General features: G+C 50.1%; 24 protein-coding genes. 12 read left to right on the top strand and 12 right to left on the bottom strand.

The features are described 5' to 3' along the window. Positions 1–65: 65 nt before the first annotated feature. Together DRJ53_RS15300 and DRJ53_RS15295 are read left to right on the top strand one after the other, a co-directional pair. Positions 66–791 carry a hypothetical protein gene (locus tag DRJ53_RS15300; protein WP_123893607.1) on the top strand — a complete coding sequence of 242 codons (726 nt, stop codon included), beginning with the start codon at positions 66–68 and terminating at the stop codon, positions 789–791. Between the two features lie 57 nt (positions 792–848). After that, positions 849–1322, top strand: coding sequence for a hypothetical protein (locus tag DRJ53_RS15295; protein ID WP_114236523.1), 474 nt, complete (start codon positions 849–851; stop codon positions 1320–1322). A 74-nt stretch (positions 1323–1396) separates the two neighbouring features. On the opposite strand, the gene DRJ53_RS15290 is transcribed toward DRJ53_RS15295, so the two are convergent. Further along, positions 1397–1840, bottom strand: a complete 444-nt coding sequence (locus DRJ53_RS15290) for a hypothetical protein (RefSeq protein ID WP_114236522.1) — start codon at positions 1838–1840, stop codon at positions 1397–1399. A gap of 146 nt (positions 1841–1986) precedes the next feature. Between DRJ53_RS15290 and DRJ53_RS15285 the strand changes: the two genes are divergently transcribed. Both DRJ53_RS15285 and DRJ53_RS15280 read left to right on the top strand, forming a co-directional pair. Then, positions 1987–2388, top strand: a complete 402-nt coding sequence (locus tag DRJ53_RS15285; RefSeq protein ID WP_123893605.1) for a hypothetical protein — start codon at positions 1987–1989, stop codon at positions 2386–2388. A gap of 35 nt (positions 2389–2423) precedes the next feature. Further along, on the top strand, positions 2424–2768 hold the full coding sequence (locus DRJ53_RS15280; RefSeq protein ID WP_114236520.1) for a hypothetical protein: 345 nt from the start codon (positions 2424–2426) through the stop codon (positions 2766–2768). Between the two features lie 123 nt (positions 2769–2891). On the opposite strand, the gene DRJ53_RS21735 is transcribed toward DRJ53_RS15280, so the two are convergent. The 6 genes from DRJ53_RS21735 to DRJ53_RS15255 form a co-directional block, all read right to left on the bottom strand. Continuing rightward, a complete protein-coding gene (locus tag DRJ53_RS21735; protein ID WP_241558574.1) occupies positions 2892–3233 on the bottom strand; it encodes a PQQ-dependent sugar dehydrogenase in 342 nt (113 codons plus the stop codon). Then, positions 3197–3862, bottom strand: coding sequence for a PQQ-dependent sugar dehydrogenase (locus DRJ53_RS15275; protein WP_241558573.1), 666 nt, complete (start codon positions 3860–3862; stop codon positions 3197–3199). The genes DRJ53_RS21735 and DRJ53_RS15275 overlap by 37 nt, the downstream gene beginning before the upstream one ends. 173 nt (positions 3863–4035) lie before the next feature. Further along, positions 4036–4731 carry a DUF4397 domain-containing protein gene (locus DRJ53_RS15270; RefSeq protein WP_114236519.1) on the bottom strand — a complete coding sequence of 232 codons (696 nt, stop codon included), beginning with the start codon at positions 4729–4731 and terminating at the stop codon, positions 4036–4038. A 184-nt stretch (positions 4732–4915) separates the two neighbouring features. Further along, positions 4916–5386: a hypothetical protein gene (locus tag DRJ53_RS15265; RefSeq protein ID WP_123893603.1), complete on the bottom strand. Its 471-nt coding sequence runs from the start codon at positions 5384–5386 to the stop codon at positions 4916–4918. A 63-nt stretch (positions 5387–5449) separates the two neighbouring features. Further along, positions 5450–6502 carry an ATP-grasp domain-containing protein gene (locus DRJ53_RS15260; RefSeq protein ID WP_114236517.1) on the bottom strand — a complete coding sequence of 351 codons (1053 nt, stop codon included), beginning with the start codon at positions 6500–6502 and terminating at the stop codon, positions 5450–5452. After that, positions 6499–6867, bottom strand: coding sequence for an aspartate 1-decarboxylase (locus tag DRJ53_RS15255; protein WP_114236516.1), 369 nt, complete (start codon positions 6865–6867; stop codon positions 6499–6501). Before DRJ53_RS15255 ends, DRJ53_RS15260 begins: the two co-directional genes overlap by 4 nt. Positions 6868–7064: 197 nt before the next feature. On the opposite strand from DRJ53_RS15255, the gene DRJ53_RS15250 reads away from it, so the two are divergent. From DRJ53_RS15250 to pheS, 3 genes are all read left to right on the top strand, one after another. Next, positions 7065–7382, top strand: coding sequence for an HPF/RaiA family ribosome-associated protein (locus DRJ53_RS15250; RefSeq protein ID WP_162303891.1), 318 nt, complete (start codon positions 7065–7067; stop codon positions 7380–7382). Positions 7383–7838: 456 nt separating this feature from the next. Beyond that, positions 7839–8654: a glutamate racemase gene (gene murI / locus DRJ53_RS15245; protein WP_114236514.1), complete on the top strand. Its 816-nt coding sequence runs from the start codon at positions 7839–7841 to the stop codon at positions 8652–8654. Between the two features lie 522 nt (positions 8655–9176). Continuing rightward, positions 9177–10205 (top strand): phenylalanine--tRNA ligase subunit alpha, encoded by a 1029-nt coding sequence (gene pheS, locus DRJ53_RS15240; protein WP_114236513.1) that lies wholly within the window; start codon positions 9177–9179, stop codon positions 10203–10205. Positions 10206–10256: 51 nt separating this feature from the next. Here pheS and DRJ53_RS15235 read toward each other — a convergent pair whose 3' ends face one another. Beyond that, a complete protein-coding gene (locus tag DRJ53_RS15235) occupies positions 10257–10475 on the bottom strand; it encodes a hypothetical protein (protein ID WP_114236512.1) in 219 nt (72 codons plus the stop codon). Positions 10476–10638: 163 nt separating this feature from the next. Here DRJ53_RS15235 and DRJ53_RS15230 point away from each other — a divergent pair, with 163 nt between their 5' ends. The 5 genes from DRJ53_RS15230 (at position 10639) to DRJ53_RS15210 (ending at position 15236) form a co-directional block, all read left to right on the top strand. Next, positions 10639–11484: a 3-hydroxyacyl-CoA dehydrogenase NAD-binding domain-containing protein gene (locus DRJ53_RS15230; RefSeq protein ID WP_114236511.1), complete on the top strand. Its 846-nt coding sequence runs from the start codon at positions 10639–10641 to the stop codon at positions 11482–11484. Between the two features lie 103 nt (positions 11485–11587). After that, entirely contained in the window at positions 11588–12049 is a 462-nt protein-coding gene (locus DRJ53_RS15225) for a hypothetical protein (protein ID WP_123893601.1), read from the top strand. Positions 12050–12382: 333 nt separating this feature from the next. Continuing rightward, entirely contained in the window at positions 12383–13417 is a 1035-nt protein-coding gene (locus DRJ53_RS15220; RefSeq protein WP_241558572.1) for an NAD-dependent epimerase/dehydratase family protein, read from the top strand. Positions 13418–13544: 127 nt separating this feature from the next. After that, positions 13545–14618, top strand: a complete 1074-nt coding sequence (locus tag DRJ53_RS15215; protein ID WP_162303890.1) for a carboxypeptidase-like regulatory domain-containing protein — start codon at positions 13545–13547, stop codon at positions 14616–14618. 225 nt (positions 14619–14843) lie between these two features. Then, a complete protein-coding gene (locus DRJ53_RS15210) occupies positions 14844–15236 on the top strand; it encodes a hypothetical protein (protein ID WP_114236508.1) in 393 nt (130 codons plus the stop codon). Positions 15237–15339: 103 nt separating this feature from the next. Here DRJ53_RS15210 and DRJ53_RS15205 read toward each other — a convergent pair whose 3' ends face one another. The 4 genes from DRJ53_RS15205 to DRJ53_RS15190 all read right to left on the bottom strand — a co-directional run bounded on the left by DRJ53_RS15205 (position 15340) and on the right by DRJ53_RS15190 (position 20462). Next, entirely contained in the window at positions 15340–15897 is a 558-nt protein-coding gene (locus DRJ53_RS15205) for an OmpH/Skp family outer membrane protein (RefSeq protein WP_114236507.1), read from the bottom strand. A gap of 174 nt (positions 15898–16071) precedes the next feature. Continuing rightward, positions 16072–16584: an OmpH/Skp family outer membrane protein gene (locus DRJ53_RS15200; RefSeq protein ID WP_114236506.1), complete on the bottom strand. Its 513-nt coding sequence runs from the start codon at positions 16582–16584 to the stop codon at positions 16072–16074. Positions 16585–16709: 125 nt separating this feature from the next. Then, entirely contained in the window at positions 16710–19463 is a 2754-nt protein-coding gene (locus DRJ53_RS15195; protein WP_114236505.1) for a BamA/OMP85 family outer membrane protein, read from the bottom strand. A 246-nt stretch (positions 19464–19709) separates the two neighbouring features. Beyond that, entirely contained in the window at positions 19710–20462 is a 753-nt protein-coding gene (locus DRJ53_RS15190) for an isoprenyl transferase (protein ID WP_114236504.1), read from the bottom strand. Between the last annotated feature and the right edge of the window lie 9 nt (positions 20463–20471).

Genomic DNA, 20471 nt, shown 5'->3' with positions numbered 1-20471 from the left:
TTTTATATTTATTCGGCCCGGCTTTATACATAGGGCTTACCTGTTGGTTGCAGGTTGCTGCGTTCATGAAAAAATTGATTTGCTCCATACTGTTTTACCTCACTGCGCATGTGGCTGCAGCCACTGCCATCGTGGTTATTGTTACACCCCAATATATTTTACTGGGCACCGATAGCAAACGACAGGTGCTTGATGCAAATGCAGTGGTGCAGGCAAACCAGCAGGTGTGTAAAATTCAAAACGTAGGTGGTTATTATTTTGCACTGGCTGGCTTTACTTCATCGCAGGCTTCGGGCTATTCTGCTTCGCAAATTGTGGCAAAGCAACTGCAGCAAGCGGCCAGTTACGAAACGGCCATCAGCAACATTAAACAGGAACTAAAAAATATTCTGGCAAAAGAATTAAAACAGCGCCAGCAGCAACAGCCCGCTGCATTTGCACAACTGCTCTCCACCGACGAACCATTGTTGGAACTGGTGGTGCTGCGCCTGCAAAACGGCGTGCCGCAAATGGAGATCATTGGTTTTGAAAAAGGCGCCGGCAGCCAGGTGGCTGTGGGCAGTTACACCTCCCGCTGTCCCGGCGATTGCCCGCCCGGAAGCCAGCAGATTTATTTCATGGGATCATATAGCGGCATGGAGCACTTTCTGGCGCAACAGCGGCCGTTTACCGAACCTGCAATGTTGGTAAAACAACTCATTATGGAGCAGGCAAAAGTTACTCCTTCATCGGTTGGTGCACCGGTAAATATGGTGCGCTTTTCGGCCGACGGCACCGAATGGATCAAATGATTGTGCAACAAACAACAATTGCCTCCCACTTTTCTGCACTTACCGTAAACTTGCTCCATGAAAGCAGCCAGCATCAGTGAGATCAAAGCGGAACTAAAAGGCAAAACAACAGCGGAGCTGACCGAGCTGTGCCTGCGCATGGCGCGGGCCAAAAAAGAAAGCAAGGAACTGCTTACCTACCTCCTGTTTGAGGCTGATGATGAAGAGGCGTACAAACGCAGCGTGATCGCTGAAATTTCGGAATACATGACGGAGGTGAACACGAGCAATTTATACATCGCAAAAAAGCAACTGCGCAAAGTGTTGCGCATTACCGGCAAATACATCAAATATTCGGGCAACAAAGCCACCGAAGCCGAACTGCTCCTGCATTTCTGCACCGAAATGAAAGCATTGGGCATACCACTGAACCGCAGCACAGCGCTATCAAATTTGTTTGCAGCACAACTCAAAAAAATTGTAGCCGCCGTCGCTACTTTGCACGAAGACCTGCAATATGAATACAAGGATCAAATTGCTGCGTTGCGGTAACATGGAGTTTAAAGTTTAAAGTCTAAGGTTTAAAGTTGGAAAAATCAATTGAACACTAAACTCCAAACCGCACACTAAAACTTCAGCTTCATAATCGCCGAAAAATCCTCGGCAATATCATCTTCCCAGGCATGCGTCAATAGCCGCTCAAATGCGGTTTTATGAAACCGCGTATTCTCGCCGTAAATATTCGGCGTACTGTATTCGCCAAACACAAAAATGCCTTCTGCACGGCGGCAAAAATTAAGGCGGTAAGTGAGCCGGGGCTGCGCAGTTTTGTGCACCATCAGCTCCAGGCTATTGATCGACGAATGTATGGGCGATGCAGCGGCCATTACCTCGGCGCGGAGGTTTTGAAACGTGTTGAGCTGATCGCAAATATTTTCAAATGCAGGCCTTGCCTTTTGCTCCAAAAACTCCTGTATGGTGGCAAAATCGGCCGTAGAAAGTTCCGGCACTTTTTTCTCAAAGCCCTGCGATTTTATAACGTCATCTAATTGCTGTCTCCAGTCAATCATAGGTTGTCAAGTTTAAATTCCAGCACAGTTCCTCAGAGGCAGCAGCAGGGGTTGCAGGTTTTTAGTGGCTTAAAACGCACCGAGGCTCCTTTTTATTGCCCACCCGCCGGCCTTGCCGCCTGCCGCCGCCTCCCTACTTTTACGCCATGATTTCTGCCCATGAACTGCGCCCCGGTAATGTCATCTTGCAAAAGCTGTCCGGCAAAATTGCCATGACGTCCTGCACCGCGGCACATTTTGCCATGCTGGATCGTGGCGAAGGCGCCACCCTGTACCCTGTTGTGCTGAAGCCCGAACTGCTGGAACGGTGCGGTTTTGCCGAAAATATGGACTACCCGCTGCGGCCCGGGGCCCGCGAGTTTAGGCTGGTGCTGCCGGTAATTGGCGGCGCCGATACCCAACTGGCCGGCTATGTAAAAAGCAACGGCGAATGTTTTGCCCGGGCCCTGGTAAACGGCGCTGCGGCCAGCAATAATGTGCACCAGCTGCACCAGTTGCAAAACCTGCATTTTGCCCTCACCGGTGCTGAATTGGAACTAAAAAAGTAAAGATGGAAAGCGTAAACTTTTAAACAAGCACGGCCATGAACAGTGAAGCGTATAAAGCATTGATCAGCCAGAAAAACGTTTTGGACCACACCACGCTGAATGTAACCTTAAAAGAGTTGGCATCGCGGCAGGAGGCCCAATTAGCCGATAAAATAAAGGGGATCATCGAGCACCATAAAATTCCAAAGCCCGCACAACATGCCCAACCTTTTGTCAGTGCTACCAATTATTACACTGTAGATCTTGAAGCGGACGAAATTGACCGGATCGTTGATGTTTTGTTTGGCCTGGAAGAAAGCCACACAGGGGAAAATGGCGAGCCCACACCTACCGCATCTTTTTATGCTTCGCTGGTGGATAAATGGAATGCATTGATGTAAATACAGCGCGCCATTTCTTAAATAAATCGCATTGAACGCTCAGCTGTTTTTCATTAAGCACAACTGAGTTCAAACAAAATAAGGCCGGTTTGCACCAGCCCTATTTTGTTTTAAGCAACAGTTTTATTGCTTGGCAATGCGGTACAACCGGCCGCCATCGGTAACGGCGTACAACGCACCATCTTTGCCTTGGGTAATGTCCCTGAACCGCTGCCCTTCATTGGCCAGCAGCCGCTCTTCGCCCACCACTTTATTGTTGTTCAAAACAATGCGGGCAATATGGTTGCTGTTGAGGCCGGCAATGAACAGGTTGTTTTTCCATTCGGGTATAGCATCGCCGCTGTAAAACGTCATACCGCTGGGCGACAACACCGGATCCCAATAATAAACAGGTTGCTCCATACCTTGCTGCTGCGTAATGCCTTCGCCTACTTTCTGCCCGTTGTATTCAATGCCATAGCCAATGGTTGGCCAGCCATAGTTTTTGCCGGGCTGTATGATGTTGATCTCATCGCCACCACGCGGCCGCCAAAATGTTTGTCGCCATTGTATGCAGGCGTGGCGCGGTAAATAACCGAGGCATTTTCTATGCGCTTCTCATCTGCCGACAGCGCACCTTTTGCCACTGCAGTCAGGTTTCCGCCTTCAACATCTTCCGAAAATACCCAATATACCATCCGGTTGGAGGCAAAATCCGGGTCGATGGCTAGCCCCAGCAAGCCGCCCTGGCCTTTGGAGTTTACCGGAGGCAGGCCGGTAATGGGCTCGGTTAGCTGGCCGGCAGTGGTGGCAATACGCATGGTGCCGGCTTTTTGGGTAATGAGCAGCCGGCCATCGGGCAGTGCAGCAATGCCCCAGGGGCTTTGCAATGCAGTGCTGATGGCGGTGCCTGCATAAGGCGTTTTTGTGGTTACGCTGCCAATGCGGGTTTGCCCTTCAAACGCAGGTTTATAACTGGTGTTGGGTGCACGTGTTTCTACCGGGGCGCCGGTGCTCCCGGTATCGTTGCTGCTGCCGCCGTTGGTAGAGGAGCTGGCAGAGCAGCCGGCAAATACAATGGCCGAAGCCAGCACAAAATTTACTTTACAAAACATGATTGGTTGATTAAGGGTTGAACAAGCGATGCTACCGCAGAAAAAATGATACCACTCACATCGAAATGCATATCATTTTCAAAACATTGCGCGGTGCACAAAGCCATAAAAAAAGGCAAAGCCATCTGTTACCAATGACTTTACCTTTTTATTTTTTGGAAAAATTGGCGTGCTTAGTTGTGCACGATTACTTGTGCGCCCAGTGCCTGTGCACCGGTGCCGGTGAGTAAGCCTTTGGCAAATACGGTATAAATTTTACCAGCCTCAACTGTTACTGCAGGCAGTTGCAGCGCTACAGCGCTTTGTCCGGCCAAACGTACATCCAGGTTGTATGTTCCTGCGGGGATGGCGGTGAAAGTAGCTCTTGCAGCGTTGGTGCTCTGATCATTGAATGATCGGTTAGCGAACAGCACATCACCACCTCTTGCAGCAATGTCAACTGCTGGTGCATCGGGCGACAGGTGGAAAAAGCGAACGTGGGCCTGGCCCGCCGCCGGCGCTGTAAGGTCGTCCATTACTACCGAAGCCGAAATGTTGTTTACTGTGTTTACAGCCAGCACCGAATAGTTGGCATTGGCATTAAGCTGCGCGTTGGCATCAATTACATAATTGGTGGTGCCGGTTGGCGACACTTTAAAATTGGCAGCGCCTGCATTTACATTCAAATACTGTGTGTTGCTTGGGAAAGCGAGGTTAGATGCAGCAACAGTATTGTTCACACGAACGTCAACAGCAGGCGCATTTGGCGAAGCATGTACCACCATTACACGAGCCTGTTGGTTCGCGGTATCATCTTCGTCCTCGGAGCAGGAAGTTGCAAAAACACTCAGGGCGGCAATAGCCCAGATTTTCAGAAAGACATTTTTCATACGTTAGGGGTTTTGATAAATGTTAACGCAGAATGCCACGTTTTAGTTGAACAGGATGTAAAAAAATTTTGCGCAGCAGAGGTTAAGCACATCCTTGTTTAATCCTTGGATTGTGACAAATAAAAATGCCTGAACGCAACAGCAACAGGCATGTACAAACGAAATTACTTGCTCAGTAATTTGATCAATCCCAGTCGTCCCAATCCCACCACTCCGATTCGTTTTCTTCATTATTGCCTTCCACAAAAAGAGGCACTTTTCCGTACAGCCCTGCAGCAAAAACGTCGGGGCCGCGGTAAATGCGCACTCTTAAATCAGCGCCAATATAATAGTTCATCCATCCGGTAAGTTGCAGCCCTGCTTTTACCGGGGTAGCTTTTGCAAACTCAACAAAAGGCCCTGCCGATAGGCCGGCAATGCCAATACCGGTTTGCGCTTCGCTGTATAAGCGGAACTTGCCTTTTTGAAATTCAAACCCTGCATCCACACCGTAGGGAATACCTTTTAGCCACCAGCAGGAAGCTTCTACGGCAAAGCTCGGTTTCACTTTTTTGCCTTCAAAATTGAGGTGCAGCATGGGGCCCACCATTACAACCTGCGCAAATGCCGGCGCCATACAGAAAAAGCAAAGCAAAACGAAGAGGCCTTTTTTCATGGGCCTAAAATAGCATTACGGCTCAGCTGGCGTAGGCAAAAAAGGCTGAACGGCAATACCAGTTTACGACAGCACCAGTTTTTTATCCAGCGCCTTCAATTGGTCGAAATGCTGCCGCATGCCCTTCATAAAACGGCGGCCTTCGGCGGTGGACGGAACGCGAAAACCCCGATCCCTGTTGGCTTTGCTAATTCGGTATAAAAGATCCCAGTGGCGGGCAATTTCGGCGTAAGCACCCCCCAAACTATAAGTGCCGGTAAATACATGGTTGGGCACCGATCCGGCACCATTAAACTCGAGGATGTAAAAATTTCTGCCGGTGTGCAAGTCGGTTGGCTGGTGGCATTTAATATCGTACCGGCCGTAGTAAAACTGGCTCTGGTGGCTGATCTCGTCGAACACAGCAGTCAGTTGTGCATCGATCAGGTGCTGCAGGTTTTTAAACCGTGCGCCGTTCACCAGGTTGGCCACATGAGATAAAACCAGCGTTTCGCCGTCCGGCAATACCTCGTTCATTTTTGCACCCCAATGGCGCACAGCGGCACCGTAATAAGGCCGGATGTCGGCATTGCGCTGCACCAGTTGCGCCACCGTGTCGCGGCCATTGCCCTGCACTTGCAACAGGTCTTTTTGTATCAATGCAGTGATGGTGCCGCGATCGGTGCCGGGCATGCGGTAATAAAAAATGCTTACCTCCAGTGGGTGGTCCAAATACTCCTGCACCAGGTAAGCTGCCGGCATGCGGTTGTGGTATTGCGCCAATTGCGCGGCGCCTTCCAGCTTGCGAAATAAAATGCCTTTCATGCCAACATCGGGCTTTGCAATCAGCGGAAATTGCAAGCCGGCATCGGCCACCTCTTGCAGTACTGCATCGTACGGCGTACGAGGTTGTACCACCACCGTTTTTGGACACAAGTGTGCCGGCAATTGCACGTATTGCTCACTTTTACTTTCGCCTTCAAAACCGCCGTAGGTAATGGTAGGATTGGCTGCCGCAAAATACCACAGCGACTTGCTGCGGGCATAATTGCGCAACCAGGCGGGCAGCAACGGTGCATAAAAAACGGGAAAAGGCCAGTGTTCCCACTGGCCTATACGCTTCCGCCATCCACTCATTGAAAACTGTAGGTTTTTACTTCTTTCAGGCGGTTCATTTCATCGGCGTATATAATGCGAGGTTCAAATCCTACGGCTTCAGCTTCATCAAAATATCCATAAGCCAGCACGTGTATTTTGTCGCCTTTGCTGAACAGTTTCGAAGCAGCACCATTCAGCGTTACAAAACCTTCGCGTTTGCTGCGCACCACGTAGGTTACAATGCGGTTGCCATTGGTAAGGTTGTTTACATGTACCAGTTCAAAAAGTCGCAGGCCCGATGCTTCAATCAGCTCATCGGGCAGGGCAATGGAGCCGGGATAATTTTCAGAGCTTTCGGAAACAACAAGTTGCTGCACTTTGGTACGCAATAATTGAATCTGCATATATGGCGTTTAGGGGTGAGGAGTGCCCTCCCCGCAGGGTGGCATCTAACAACATAAAAAAATTAAGCCATAAAGTAGTGCTTTTTTGACAAGTGCATGTACGTCTACATGCATTAATTTTAGGTGGCAACGGCACGCAGTGCCAGCGGTTTTTTGTTGGTATGAAAATGGTAGCCATTGCACCAAAATATTACGCTATGGATGTGATCATACAATCTTTAGGATTTAAAGCAGGCGAAGTACTGGAAAGTTATGTTCGGGAAAAACTGGAAAAACTAAACCCGAGCGATCATATTGTACGGGCGAATGTTACCCTGTTTCTTGGCCCCGACAAAGCCACGCCCAGCACCTATTGCGAAATAAGACTGGAAGTGCCCGGCCCCGATTTGTTTATTAAAGAATCGGCCGTGGAATTTGAGCAGGCCGTTGACGAGTGTGTGAACAAGTTGCAGGCGCAATTGCGCAAGGCAAAAGAAAAGCAGGTGGATCGCTGGCAGGGAAAAGTGAACGAGTAAATATGTAGCCGCAGCGTATTAAATAATGCTGTAATAAAACGACCAGAGAGGCCCGCCACAATTGTGGCGGGCCTCTCTGGTTTTGTAGAAAAGCGTTGTACAAAAATTTTGTGCTTACCTGTTAAAAAGCATGTATAATGGAAGATGGTTGTTTTAGTTTTTTTGCGCCTGCAAAATTTCAACCAATATAAAATTGCGGTAATGATGCGAGTTGCCTATTGCGTTTAGAGGTTACCGTTATATTTTAAAATATTATTGGCTTTTGATTTCAATAATACAGTGATTTGATCGTCAGCGTGCAGTTGTTTATGTACACGTTAAATCGATAAGTCGATAAAAGACTTTCCTGCAAGCCACCAGGTATCTTCCAAAAAACTCATTGCAATTGTATAATAGACTCATCCCACAGAACCGCTGCATTCCGCCGTCCCGCAACTGTTTCCTACCTTCGCGGCCATGCATCCAATTGGTGTGTTCGATTCGGGTTATGGCGGCCTTACCGTGCTTCGGGAAATAGTGGCGCGGATGCCGCAATACGATTACCTGTACCTGGGCGACAATGCCCGGGCACCGTATGGCACCCGGTCGTTTGAAACCGTGTATAAATACACCTTGCAATGCGTGGAGTGGCTGTTGCAGCAGCAATGCCCGCTCATTATTTTGGCCTGCAATACCGCTTCGGCCAAGGCTTTGCGCAGCATCCAGCAAATGGACCTGCAGCGCCTCAATCCTACCGCCCGGGTATTGGGTGTTATCCGGCCCACTTCCGAAACCATTGGGGCCTACACCCGCACCGGCAACATCGGCATTTTGGCTACCCGCGGCACGGTGCAATCGAACAGTTATGCATTGGAAATAAATAAATTCTTTCCGCAGTTGCACATTGCTCAAGAGGCTTGTCCCATGTGGGTGCCGATCATTGAAAACGGCGAACACGAAGGTGCCGGCGCCGATTTTTTTGTGCGTAAAAATGTGGCGCAGCTAATGGCGCAAAACCCAAAGATTGATACTGTATTGTTGGCCTGCACGCATTATCCCCTGCTGGAGCAGAAGATCAAAGCCGCTTTGCCGCAAGGTGTGCAGGTGGTATCGCAGGGCGGCATTGTGGCCAACAGCTTGCAGGACTATTTACATCGCCACCCCGAAATTGAAACGCAGATCACCCGCCAGGGCAACCGCCTTTTTTATACCACCGATTCTGTAGCCGATTTCAACAGCCACGCCGCCGCGTTTTACGGCGCCGGCGTTTCGGCCAACCATGTGGACCTGTGAGAATATCAAACAAGGAGCAAGGAACAGAGGAATGACGAAGTAGGGTTGAAAATGATGAATTATGAGTGATGAATTGGTGGGATGGTGCATAAAGGGTGATATTTCTATATCGGGATAAGGGTAGCCATCATTAAATTAAAAGTGGGCGTAGCCCACTCCTGTTGGTAGCAATGGTTTTTAGCGACAACCATTTGGGCGTTGCCCAAACCTGTGCTCCATCTTGTTTTGTAAATAAATATCCCGTTTACCGGGTTAATCTACGATCAACGGGAAAATTGATACCGATGATGCTGCTTTATTACCAACGGGTTTGGGCTACGCCCAATATTGTGGAGCTGCAATATTTATCCGCAACAACTCTAGTAATTAATAATCTATAAACAATAATTCACAATCCCTACAACTTCGACATTCCTCTGTTCCTTGTTCGTCTGTTCGTTATTCTTTCCCCCTCGCCTTCCCCTGTTCGACATTCCTTGTTCGCCTGTTCGATATTCTTTCGCTACCGGTTATCTTTGCCGCATGGAGTCCATTGTGCAGCAAATAAATGCTTACCGCCAGGAAATTGAGGCCCTGGAACTTGTTACCCCCGACCAACTGGAAACATACCGCATCAAGTTTTTAGGCACCAAAGGCATTGTAAAAGCCCTGTTTGGTGAAATGCGCAACATACCCGCCGAGCAAAAACGGGAGTTTGGCCAGGTGCTCAACGACTTCAAGCAATTTGCCGAAGCCAAATACGAATCGGCCAAGGAAACAACCGACAGCGACCAACCACAGGCTGCTGCCATCGACCTGTCGCTGCCCGGCGATCCCATCGTGGCCGGCACCCGCCACCCCATTAACCTGGTGCGCCGCCGCATCATCGATATTTTTCACCGCCTTGGTTTTGCCGTAGCCGACGGACCCGAAATTGAGGACGACTGGCATAACTTTACGGCGCTGAACCTGCCCGAGCACCACCCGGCCCGCGACATGCAGGATACTTTTTATATTGCCCAAAACCCCGACTGGCTGCTGCGTACCCACACCAGCAATGTGCAGGTGCGGGAAATGGAAAAAGGCAAGCTGCCCATCCGGGTTATTTGTCCCGGCCGCGTGTACCGCAACGAAACCATTTCGGCCCGTGCACACTGCTTTTTCCACCAGGTGGAAGGCCTGTACATCGACGAGCACGTATCGTTTGCCGACCTAAAGCAAACCCTTTATTTCTTTGTGCAGGAGCTGTTTGGCAAAGATGTAAAAGTGCGGTTCCGCCCTTCTTATTTTCCGTTTACCGAGCCCAGTGCCGAAATGGACATCAGCTGTTTGATTTGCGGTGGCAGCGGCTGCCGGGTGTGTAAGCAAACCGGCTGGGTAGAAATCTTAGGCTGCGGCATGGTGCACCCCAAAGTGCTCGAATCCTGCGGCATCGACTCCAACAAATACACCGGCTTTGCCTTTGGCATGGGTATCGAACGCATTACCATGCTGCTCTACGGCATCAACGACCTGCGCCTGTTCAGTGAAAATGATGTGCGGTTTTTGCGACAGTTTACCGCAGCAACATAAAAGAGAAAGAAGGCGGACTACATGAGTCCGCCTTCTTTTTTCCATACCTGTTTAACCTATTTCCGACTCAGTCGCCGCAGTGGGAAACTCGGTTTGTGTGCCGGGGTTATCGAGGTTTAACTGCGGTGCCTTTTTACCGGCTTTTTTGCCCTGGCGGCGGCCCAGCAAAAGCGTGGCAATGCCCAGTGCCAGCACAGTGGCGCCGAGCGCAATGCTGATGCCCGCCAGCCATTTTTCTTCTTCCTGAATTTTTTTACGTCCGAATCGCATATCTGTAATTTTTGGGTGAAACAATTGGCAAGCCCCGCCAACTGGTTGCGGCAAGGGCCATATTTATTGGCTCTCTGTCAAAATTCGTTCCCGCTCCGGCATTGGGGCAAAGGCCAGTGGGGTAAAGGCAGTCTTCCGTAACTTGTATCCCTATTTCTTGCTCATGAATATTGAAACGATTGCGGTGTGCGGCGCCGGCACTATGGGCCGCGGCATTGCCCAGGTTTGCGCCACGGCCGGCTTTGCCACCATTTTATTTGAACCCAACAGTGAAGTGCTGCGAAATGCTAAAGAGGCGGTGCACAGTTCCTTGCAGGCTTTGGCGGCAAAAGGAAAAATAGGTGCGCCGGATGAAATCCTGAACCGGATTTTTTTTACCCAAAACCTGTCCGATTGCACGGCACAGCTGGTTATTGAAGCCATTGTGGAACAGCCCGCAGCCAAAGTGGGCTTGTTTACCCAACTGGCTACTATCAACGATGCCGCTACCATTTTTGCGTCCAACACTTCCTCTCTTTCTATTTCGGAGCTGGCCAACAACCTGCCCCACCCCGACCGTTTTGCAGGCCTGCATTTTTTTAACCCTGCCCCGCTGATGAAACTGGTGGAAGTGGTAGCCGGTGCACAAACCGACCCTGAAGTGATTAAAACGCTGGAAGCGCTGGTGGCCCGCCTTGGCAAAACAAGCGTGGCGTGCACCGATGCGCCGGGCTTTATTGTTAACCGCGTAGCCCGGCCCTTTTACATTGAAGCCCTGCGGCAGGCAGAGGCTGGTGTGGAAATGGAAACCATTGACCGGCTGATGGAAGCCCGCGGATTTAAAATGGGACCGTTCCGCCTAATGGACCTGATTGGCAACGATGTAAACTATGCCGTAAGCTGCTCGGTGTGGGAACAATTGCAGCAGCCCGAAAGACTTCGCCCATCACCACTGCAACAGGAAAAAGTAGAAGCAGGCCATTTGGGTAAAAAGAGCGGCAAAGGATACTATACTTACGACAAGGCCTAACCGATAACTAGCGGCGTTTTACTATTAACCATCCCACTAAACAATTTCTTTGTCCGCTGCAAGGCATTTCACTGAAAATTGCGACAGCCACAACAAAATCCAAATGACAGTTAGTGTAATTATCGGTTTAGGATACGTTTTTTTCATGTTCATGGCTTTTTCTTCCAACCCAAGAAACAAATACTACAATCAGCTTTTCAAACCATCCATTTATCTGCTTCATCTTGCATTAACCATCACAACTGCACTATACGGATTGCATCGTGTAAGAAACCATGATGTTGCTGAAACTGCTTATTTTATACCGGTTCTATTTCTCATTATTTTCCGCCTCTTTGACTGGATTGTGATGAAATCACAAGGTAGACACATACTTATAGTAACAAAAGGGGATCATCGGCCTGCAGACTATAAGTGGTGGATCGATGGAGTCCTTTCTTTCCTGTCTTTTATTGTACCATTTCTTATCAGTGTCTTTATAATGACGCAGCTACAGCAAAATTATAAGCGTATCGTTAGTGACGGGAAGGAAGACATCAAGATAGACCCGATCATGCCTCAGTAGCTGCGATTTTTGTGCGTCCGACAACACATAGCCGCAAGTAGAGCCGACGGAAATTAGCTAGTCAGCAGCCTTTCAAATTACTATTGTACATTAGCCAGGTCGACACCGCGCTATCGCTCCGCCTATTGGAAATCCATTGCACGATAGTAGTAAGCACGGCAACCGCCATCTCAATCTAGTAATGGAAAAACCACGAACAGGTGCATATATAAATAAAACCACTTACCTGTTTAAAAAAGCCACTACCAGCCCACCTGTTTTTTATCATTTAATGGCATGCGTTGCAGCGGCAGGCCTAGTTGATATGCCGCCATAGATTATCTTGCAGCTCCTTTGTATCCTGCTCCACATATCAATCTTCCCCGCAAAGTGTTCCTCACCGGAGGTACCGGTTTTCTAGGCGCTTATATCCTGCAAAACCTGGTGCAAAAAGGCATTGCTGTTCGTGCCCTCCGCAGGTCCGGCAAGCTGCCGTTTTTTATTCCCCAACATATTGCAGAAGCGGTGGAATGGGTACCCGGCGATGTACTCGACGTAGTGGCCCTGGCCGATGCCATGGAAGGCGTGGACGCCATCATACATTCCGCTGCGGTGGTTTCGTTCGATAAGACCGACCGCCAGCTGATGATGGCTGTAAACGAAGAAGGCACCGCCAACGTGGTAAACACCGCACTGGAAGCCGGCGTGCAGCGCATGGTGCATGTAAGCTCGGTAGCCGCACTGGGCCGCACCACAAAAGCAGAAAAAGTTTCGGAAGCAAAAAAATGGAGCGAAGGCGATAACAATACCGATTACGCCAAATCAAAACACAAGGCCGAAATGCATGTGTGGCGTGGCATGGCCGAAGGCCTCGAGGCCGTGATCATCAACCCCAGCACCATACTTGGGTATGGCGACTGGCACCAAAGTTCCTGCGCTATTTTTAAAAGCGTGTACAACGAGTTTCCCTGGTACAGCACCGGTGTCAACGGGTTTGTAGGTGTGGAAGATGTGGCCGAAGCAGCCGTGCAACTGTTACTTTCCGGCATCAGCGAACAGCGCTTCATTGTATCGGCCGAAAATATTTCTTTCGAGCAGTTGTTCCAAACCATTGCCGCAGGTTTTGGCAAAAAACCACCGCATCGCGAAGCAACACCTGCACTGGCCGGGCTGGCATGGCGCATGGAAGCCATCAAAGCCCTGTTTACCGGCAAAAAGCCCCTGCTCACTGCCGACACCGCCCGGGTGGCCCGCAGCCGCACCGAGTTCGACAGTGGCGCACTGCTGCAGGCCCTGCCGCAGTTTCGGTACACGCCCCTCCCTCAGGTTATTACGGCTGCCACGGCCCGCTACCTGCAGGCACTAAAAGAGGGCACCATCACGTTGTAGCAATCGGGGATATTGGGGTAACCGACAGCACAGCCCTGGTTGGGCGCCTGTTGTGTCACTCACTGCATCGTTCGGTAATCCTGTTCGGCAAATACACATGGTACAAACACACCACATACGATACGCTATGAAAAGCAAACTTTTGATCCTGGTGCTTTTGTGCACCCTTTCTATTGGCGCCCTGGCCCAGTCCGTTGTTTCGGGGCAGGTGGTTGACGCCGAAACAAAGCAGCCGTTGCAGGGTGCATCGGTTTTTGCCCAAAACACCACCCGCGGGGTCATCACCAACAGCGAGGGCCGCTATCAATTGGCCCTGGAGCGGGGCGGCTACGAACTGATCGTTTCGTTTACCGGCTACCAAAGCCAAACGGTGAACGTTGACGCCAACGAAGCCAAAACCCTCGACATTGAGCTGAAAAAAGAAGACAAAAGCATTGGCGAAGTGGTGGTAAAAAGCAGCAGCGAGGTGCCGGATGGCTGGGAAAAACACGGGCAGCTGTTCCTGAAATATTTTATTGGCGCCACTCCCGCTGCCGACAGCACCAGCCTCGAAAACCCCGAGGCGCTCAAGTTTTTTTATTACAAACGCAACGACCGCATTAAAGTGGTGGCCACCGAGCCGCTGCGCATTGCCAACAGGGCGCTGGGCTACAACCTGCGCTACGAGCTCGATTCCTTTGTTTTTTACAACAAAACAAGCCTCAACTCGTACCGCGGCGCCTGCCTGTTTATGCCCATGGAAGGAGATACGGCACAACAGCAACTTTGGGCCGAAGCGAGGCGCAATGCATACCACGGCAGCCGCCTGCACTTTCTGCGGGCTTATTACGACAGCACGTTGAAGGGAGAAGGTTTTACCGTGGATATGCTCACCTCCGACAACAAAACCTTTGGCCGCCTGGCCAACCCCTACGATACCAGCCTGTTTTTTTTCGACACGGCCACCAGCAATGCGGAGCTGTGGTTTCCACGCAAGGCCAGCATCAGCTATATCAAGGCAAAGCCCGAGACGGCTTACCTGCAACAGTACAAGCTGCCTGCCGATGTGCCCATCCAAATCTCGTATGTAGACCTTGCCGATGCCATCCTTATCATGCCCAACGGCTATTTTCGCGACCAGCGCAGCTGGGTAAACCAAGGCTACTGGAGTTGGAAAAACCTGGCCGACCAGTTGCCGTTTGACTATGAGCCGGAGGAATAGCTGTAACCTATTGATCAAGAAAAAGCCCTTGGAGCAAAACCTGGTATTGCCTTGCTCCATGGGCTTTTTTATGTACAGTGCTCGATCATGCCGATGCATGGATATTTCTAAAATAGTGCGGTTACGCATACCCGTAAACCCGCCGCTCATTTTGCAAAAAGCTAACAATGCCCTGCAAATATTGTGGCCCACTTCGGTTTAGCTTAGCCAAAAAACAAACTGCTGATGAAAGCATTTTTACCCCTGCTGATGTTGTGCTCGGCCACTGCTTTTGCACAGAACGCCGCCACCGGCCCCAACACCGCCGATTACATGCCCACCGTGTTGGATGCCAATACTTACGGCTATGTCAATGGCATACGCCTCGATAGCGTCAATGCAACGTATGCCCGCTTTGGCCGGCGGGCCGGCGATGGACTATTTTTTGACTACGGCCAGGTTTCAAACAAAAGAAAGGAACTGAACATCACCGATAGAAATGGGAAGCAACTGGTTTTTGTTGCAGAAGGGGACATGGCCCGGCTGAACTTTTTCTGGTTCAATGGCTGGCAGCTGCATGAAGCCCTGACCGACAACAGCGGCAATGCGGTTTCCTACATTTTAAGGAAAAGAAACTAAAAGCGTTGCAACCGGGAATCCCGTTGCACCGCTCATATTCAACCCAATAATAATGGCCACCCCAGCGGGATGGCCATTATTATTATAGCGAAAAATCAGCGACTTATTTTTTCGGGGCGTTGGCTGCCGCTGCAGGTGCGCCGGTTGTGGCGGGCACTTTCAGGTTCAGCTTTTTGGCCACCAGCGGCAACAGGTCGTCGGCGGGGGGCACTACCAACAAGGCTTCGCGGTTCAGTACATAGGCATAGCCATTTTCCTTAGCGGCGGCCTGGATGGCGTTTTCCACTTTGCGGTAAATGGGCTCCAGCAGTTCCTGCTGTTTTCCTTGCAGGGCCTGTTGGGTAATTTGCTGCCAGTTTTGGATCTGGTAAGCATAGCCTTCAAGCTCCTGGCGAATTTGGTTACGCACTTGCAGTGGGGTTTTCAACGAGTCTTTGCCGTTGGCAATACTGTCTTTGCGGTTGTACTCCTGCACCATGTAGGTAAACTGGGGGTTCAGCGAGTCGGCCTGGTACTTGCGCAGCAGTGAGTCGAGGCGGGCAGTTTCGGGCATCAGCGACAATACCTGCTCTACACTGATGTAACCTGTTTTCTGGGCCTGGGCACTGCCTGCAGCTACAATCATGAGCAGTGCTACCACTAAAAATTTAAACTTGTTCATTGGGGGTTGTTTGTTCAATAATTGTAAGATGACGGTATTTGTGGCTTGGTTGTATGCTTAGCGGGGGTTATTTTTTCTTAACAATTCAATCTGCAAGGCAACAGTCAAAATTGAAAATTCAAAAAAATTGACTACCTCATTTGCCGCTTTGAATTTTGAAATTTGAAATTTTACTTAATTCTTCACTCCAAGTTCTTTCAGCACATCTTCGCTTTTTTCCAGCTTGGGGTCGGCAAATATAACCGTAATTCCTTCACTTTTATCCAGTATAAAGTCGTAGCCGCGGGCCACAGCCAACTTTTGCACGGCGTTAAATACTTTGTCTTGAACCGGTTTTACCAGTTCCTGCCGTTTTTTAAACAGATCGCCTTCAAAACCAAAGCGTTTGCGCTGCAGGTCGCGCAGCGTTTTTTCTTTGTTAAAAAGCTGGTCTTCCCGTTTGCGGCGCAGCTCATCGCTCAGCATTACCTGTTCGGCTTCAAAGTCGCGGTACATTTTATCCAGTTCTTGCTGCAGGGCATCAATCTCTTTCTGCCACACCGCCGCCATATCGTCCAGCGTTTTTTGCGCATCCTTGTATTCCGGCAGCTTGTCCAGGATAAACTTGGTGTCGATAATGGCGTAACGCTGTGCATCGGCGGTAAAACCGGCTGCAAGCAAAAAGAGGGCGAACAGCATCTTTTTCATACAAGCAATTTAGGGGTGGCTGTTTATAGTGCAAAGTTAAAAGTCAGCCGGCGGCCAACATTAACGTTGGTCACGGGCTGACTTCTTTTAAGAATTATATCCCATCATTTGGCTCGGCTGCTCCATTATTCCGGTTCGAAGCCCAGCATAAAGGTAAACTTGGTGGTGCCTTTCAGCCCTGTTTGACCCGGCTGGAATCGGTCGAGACCAACACCGTAGTCGAAGCCCAGCAAACCAAACATCGGCAGGAAGAAGCGCATACCTACACCCACCGAACGGCGCAGGCGGAACGGGTTGTACTCTTTGAAATTGAACCAGCCATTAGCCGCATCAAAAAACGCAAGGCCGTAAATGGTGCTACTTGGCTGTGTCACCAGCGGGTAGCGCAGTTCCATCTGGTATTTGTTGAAGATGGTAAACTGGCGGGTCGACTGGCTCAGGTCGGGGTTCACCGACGGATCTGAATTTTCAAACACAGGGTAACCGCGCAGGGCAATTACATCATAACCCAGGAAGCCAAACTGGTTGGTCAAACCATCGCCACCCAGTTGATAGCGTTCGAACGGCGAGTAAGCCACGTTTTTATTGTAACGGCCCATGAAGCCGTATTTAGCGGCCAGTTTCAATACAAACTGGCGGTTCTTTTCGGCACCCATTGGCTTGCCGATGGGCACAAACCACTCGGCGTTGAAGCGCCATTTGTGGTACTCAGGCGTTTTATACTGACCGTTATTTTTTGAGAAATTTTCGTTCAGCATCGAGTACGGCGGCGTGGCCTGCACCGAAGCGAGGAAGTTGGAACCGCTACGTGGGAACGTAGGATCGAACACCGACGAACGCTGCAGCGCAATCTTAAAGCTTACGTTGTTCGACGTGATGTTGTTCAGGTACGCACCCTGGTCGTCGCGGAAAATGCCCGAATAGTTTTTCAAAGCATACTGCGTATAGCTCAGCGAGTACATGATGCTGAAATAGTCATCAGGCCATTTCAACTGCTTGCCCAGCGATACGGTGGCACCAGTAATGCGCAGGTAGCTAGAGTCGGCACGTGACTTTTCGAGCCGGCCGGTGGCAAAGTTGTATGCGTTGGAATACTTGGTATTGTAAAAACTAATGGTAAACGGATTGCGCTTACGGCCGCTCAGCCAGGGCTCGGTAAACGAAAAGTTATACGATCGGTAGGCCCGTCCGTTCGACTGCAGGCGCAGGCTCAGCTTCTGGCCGTCGCCGGTGGGCAGCGGATCCCAGGATGTTTTGTTGAAAATATTTTTTACCGAAAAGTTGTTGAAGGTTACGCCCAGCGTACCGGTAAGGCCAATGCCGCCACCCCAGCCTGCTGAAAGCTCCAACTGGTCAGAGGATTTTTCTTCCAACTTCCAGTTAATGTCCACGGTGCCGTCTTCCTGGTTGGGCACTACGCCGGGATTGATGGTTTCCTGGTTAAAATAGTTCAGGGCCGCCAGTTCGCGCTGGGAGCGGATCAGGTCGGAGCGGCTGAATTTTTCGCCAGGAATGGTGCGCAGTTCGCGGCGGATGACGTGGTCTTTGGTTTTTTCGTTGCCAAAAATGGCCACGTTGCGGATGGTTGCCTGCGGGCCTTCCACAATGCGGATCTCGTGGTCGATGGTATCATTATATACCGAAGTTTCAATAGGGTTGGCCTGGAAAAACAGGTAACCGTCATCCATGTACAGCCCGCTGATGTCGCCGCCTTCCGGGGTCAATTGTTTTCCCAGTCGCTGGTTCAGGGTCTGTAGGTTATAAATATCACCTTTCTGGATGCCGAGAATGTTGTTGAGGATCGAATCGGCGTACTTCGTATTTCCGCGCCAGGTGATGTTGCCGAAATAATACCGGTTGCCTTCCGCCATTTTCAGGTCGATGTTCAGGTGGCCGTCCGGCGTGTAATACATGGTGTCGTCCAGTATCTGCGCATCGCGAAAGCCCAGCGAGTTGTATTCCGACAGAATTTTCTCCTTGTCTTCTTCGTATTTCTTGGGGTCAAATTTTGCCGAAGAAAACAGCTTGAAGCGGAAATAGGGATCGAGAAAATTGCGGGTTTTGGTGGCGCTTAAAAAACCCAGGTCGTTGATGTATTCCTTAAAGGTGATGGGGTCGTTGGTGCCGTAAGGGCTTTCTACGCGGGTAGGATACAGGGTAAAATGGCTGCGTTCCTTGGTGCCTTTCATTTGCCGCTTCAGCTTCAGGTCGGGCACCTGCGTATTGCCATAAAAGTTCACTTCGTTTACCCGCACCTTTTTGCCTTTGTCAATCACAAATGTGAGGTTGCTGGCGTTGGGGATAGATGGGTCGGGCTTTTCCTGTATATCTACCTGTATGTTCTGGTAGCCTTTTTCGATGTAATATTTTTTGATGGCTTCCACCGTATTGCGCCGGGTATTTTCGGTAATGATGGTGGAGCGTACCAGGGCTGCTTTTTTCTCCAGCTCTTCCGCTTCGGATTTTTTTACACCCTGAAATTTAAAAGAACCCAGTTTGGGCCGTTCCGTAACGGCAATCTCGATGTCGATCACCTCTGCGCGCAGTGAAGTGATGAAGATTTGTACGTTGGAAAAAAGCCGCTGCCGCCACAGGTTGGTGATGGCTTTGGAAAACGCATCCGTGCCGGGTATCATCAGCTTATCGCCAGGCTGCAGGCCGGAGATGGAAACCACGATGCCGGTATCAAGGTAATTTACACCGGTAACGTTGATGGTGCCGATGGTGTATTCTTTGGGAATCCGGGCATTTTGCAGTGCCAGCAATTCGGGGTCAACAGAAACGGGGCGGGTAGTGTCAGTTTCCTGTGCACCGGATGTGTTTGCAGCCAACATTACTACTAAAGTGATGGTTGCAATGCGCGGTAAGATTTTAAGCATATGTTCAGTCTATTGCTGGCCCGGTGCAGGAAGAAGCACTGTCGGGCAGGCAAATTAAGCGGAATTTTTAATCGGATTTGTTAAACCGGTGTCTAGTATGATTTAAAAGGATTAGGATGATCAATGCGCCAGGCAGCCGCTTTCAGAAATATCATCATCAAGAATTATTGATTATTAATCATTGGCTGCGCTCCTTTATCATTCGATGTTCCTTGTTCGATATTCTTTTCCCTTGTTCTTCTGTTTTTATTTCACCGCCGCCACCTGCTCGCCGGTTTTGCCAAACCTGCGTTCGCGGCCCTGAAAATCCAGCAGCGCCTCGTATAGGTTGGCTTTCCTAAACTCCGGCCACCGCACCGAGGTAAAATACAGCTCGGCATAGGCCAACTGGTACAGCAAAAAGTTGGAAATGCGGTATTCTCCACTGGTGCGGATCATCAGTTCCGGGTCGGGAAACTCTGATGTGCACAAGTAGCGCTGCAGCGTTTGCTGGTCAATATCGGCCACATCAAGGCGGCCCTTTTTTACTTCGTAAGCGATGTTTTTTACCGCGTTCAACAGTTCCCAGCGGCCGCTGTAGCTCAGGGCCATAATTAAATTAAGGCCGGTATTGCGGCTGGTTATTTCCAGTGCCTCGGCCAGTTCGCGGCGGGCATACTCGGGCAGCATGGCCAGGTCGCCAATTACGTGCAGGCGAATATTGTTTTTGCAAAGGCTTTCCACTTCGGCGCGGATGGTTTTTACCAACAGTTCCATCAGGCCCACCACTTCGTATTGCGGGCGGTCCCAGTTTTCGGTGCTAAAGGCATACAGGGTAAGGTAGCCAATGCCCAGTTCGGCACAGCCTTCTACAATATCCCGCACACTGTCCACGCCATGAAAATGCCCAAACAGGCGGTCTTGCCCCTGCTCTTTTGCCCAACGGCCGTTGCCATCCATGATGATGGCAATATGCTGCGGCAGGCGCGATTTATCTATTTGCTGTAAAAGGTCTTGCATGTGCTGCGC

Source organism: Paracnuella aquatica (assembly GCF_003332885.2).
Classification (GTDB): domain Bacteria; phylum Bacteroidota; class Bacteroidia; order Chitinophagales; family Chitinophagaceae; genus Flavisolibacter; species Flavisolibacter aquaticus.
The sequence above is the reverse complement of the archived record's forward strand: the minus strand, read 5'-3'. Positions and strand labels throughout refer to the sequence as shown.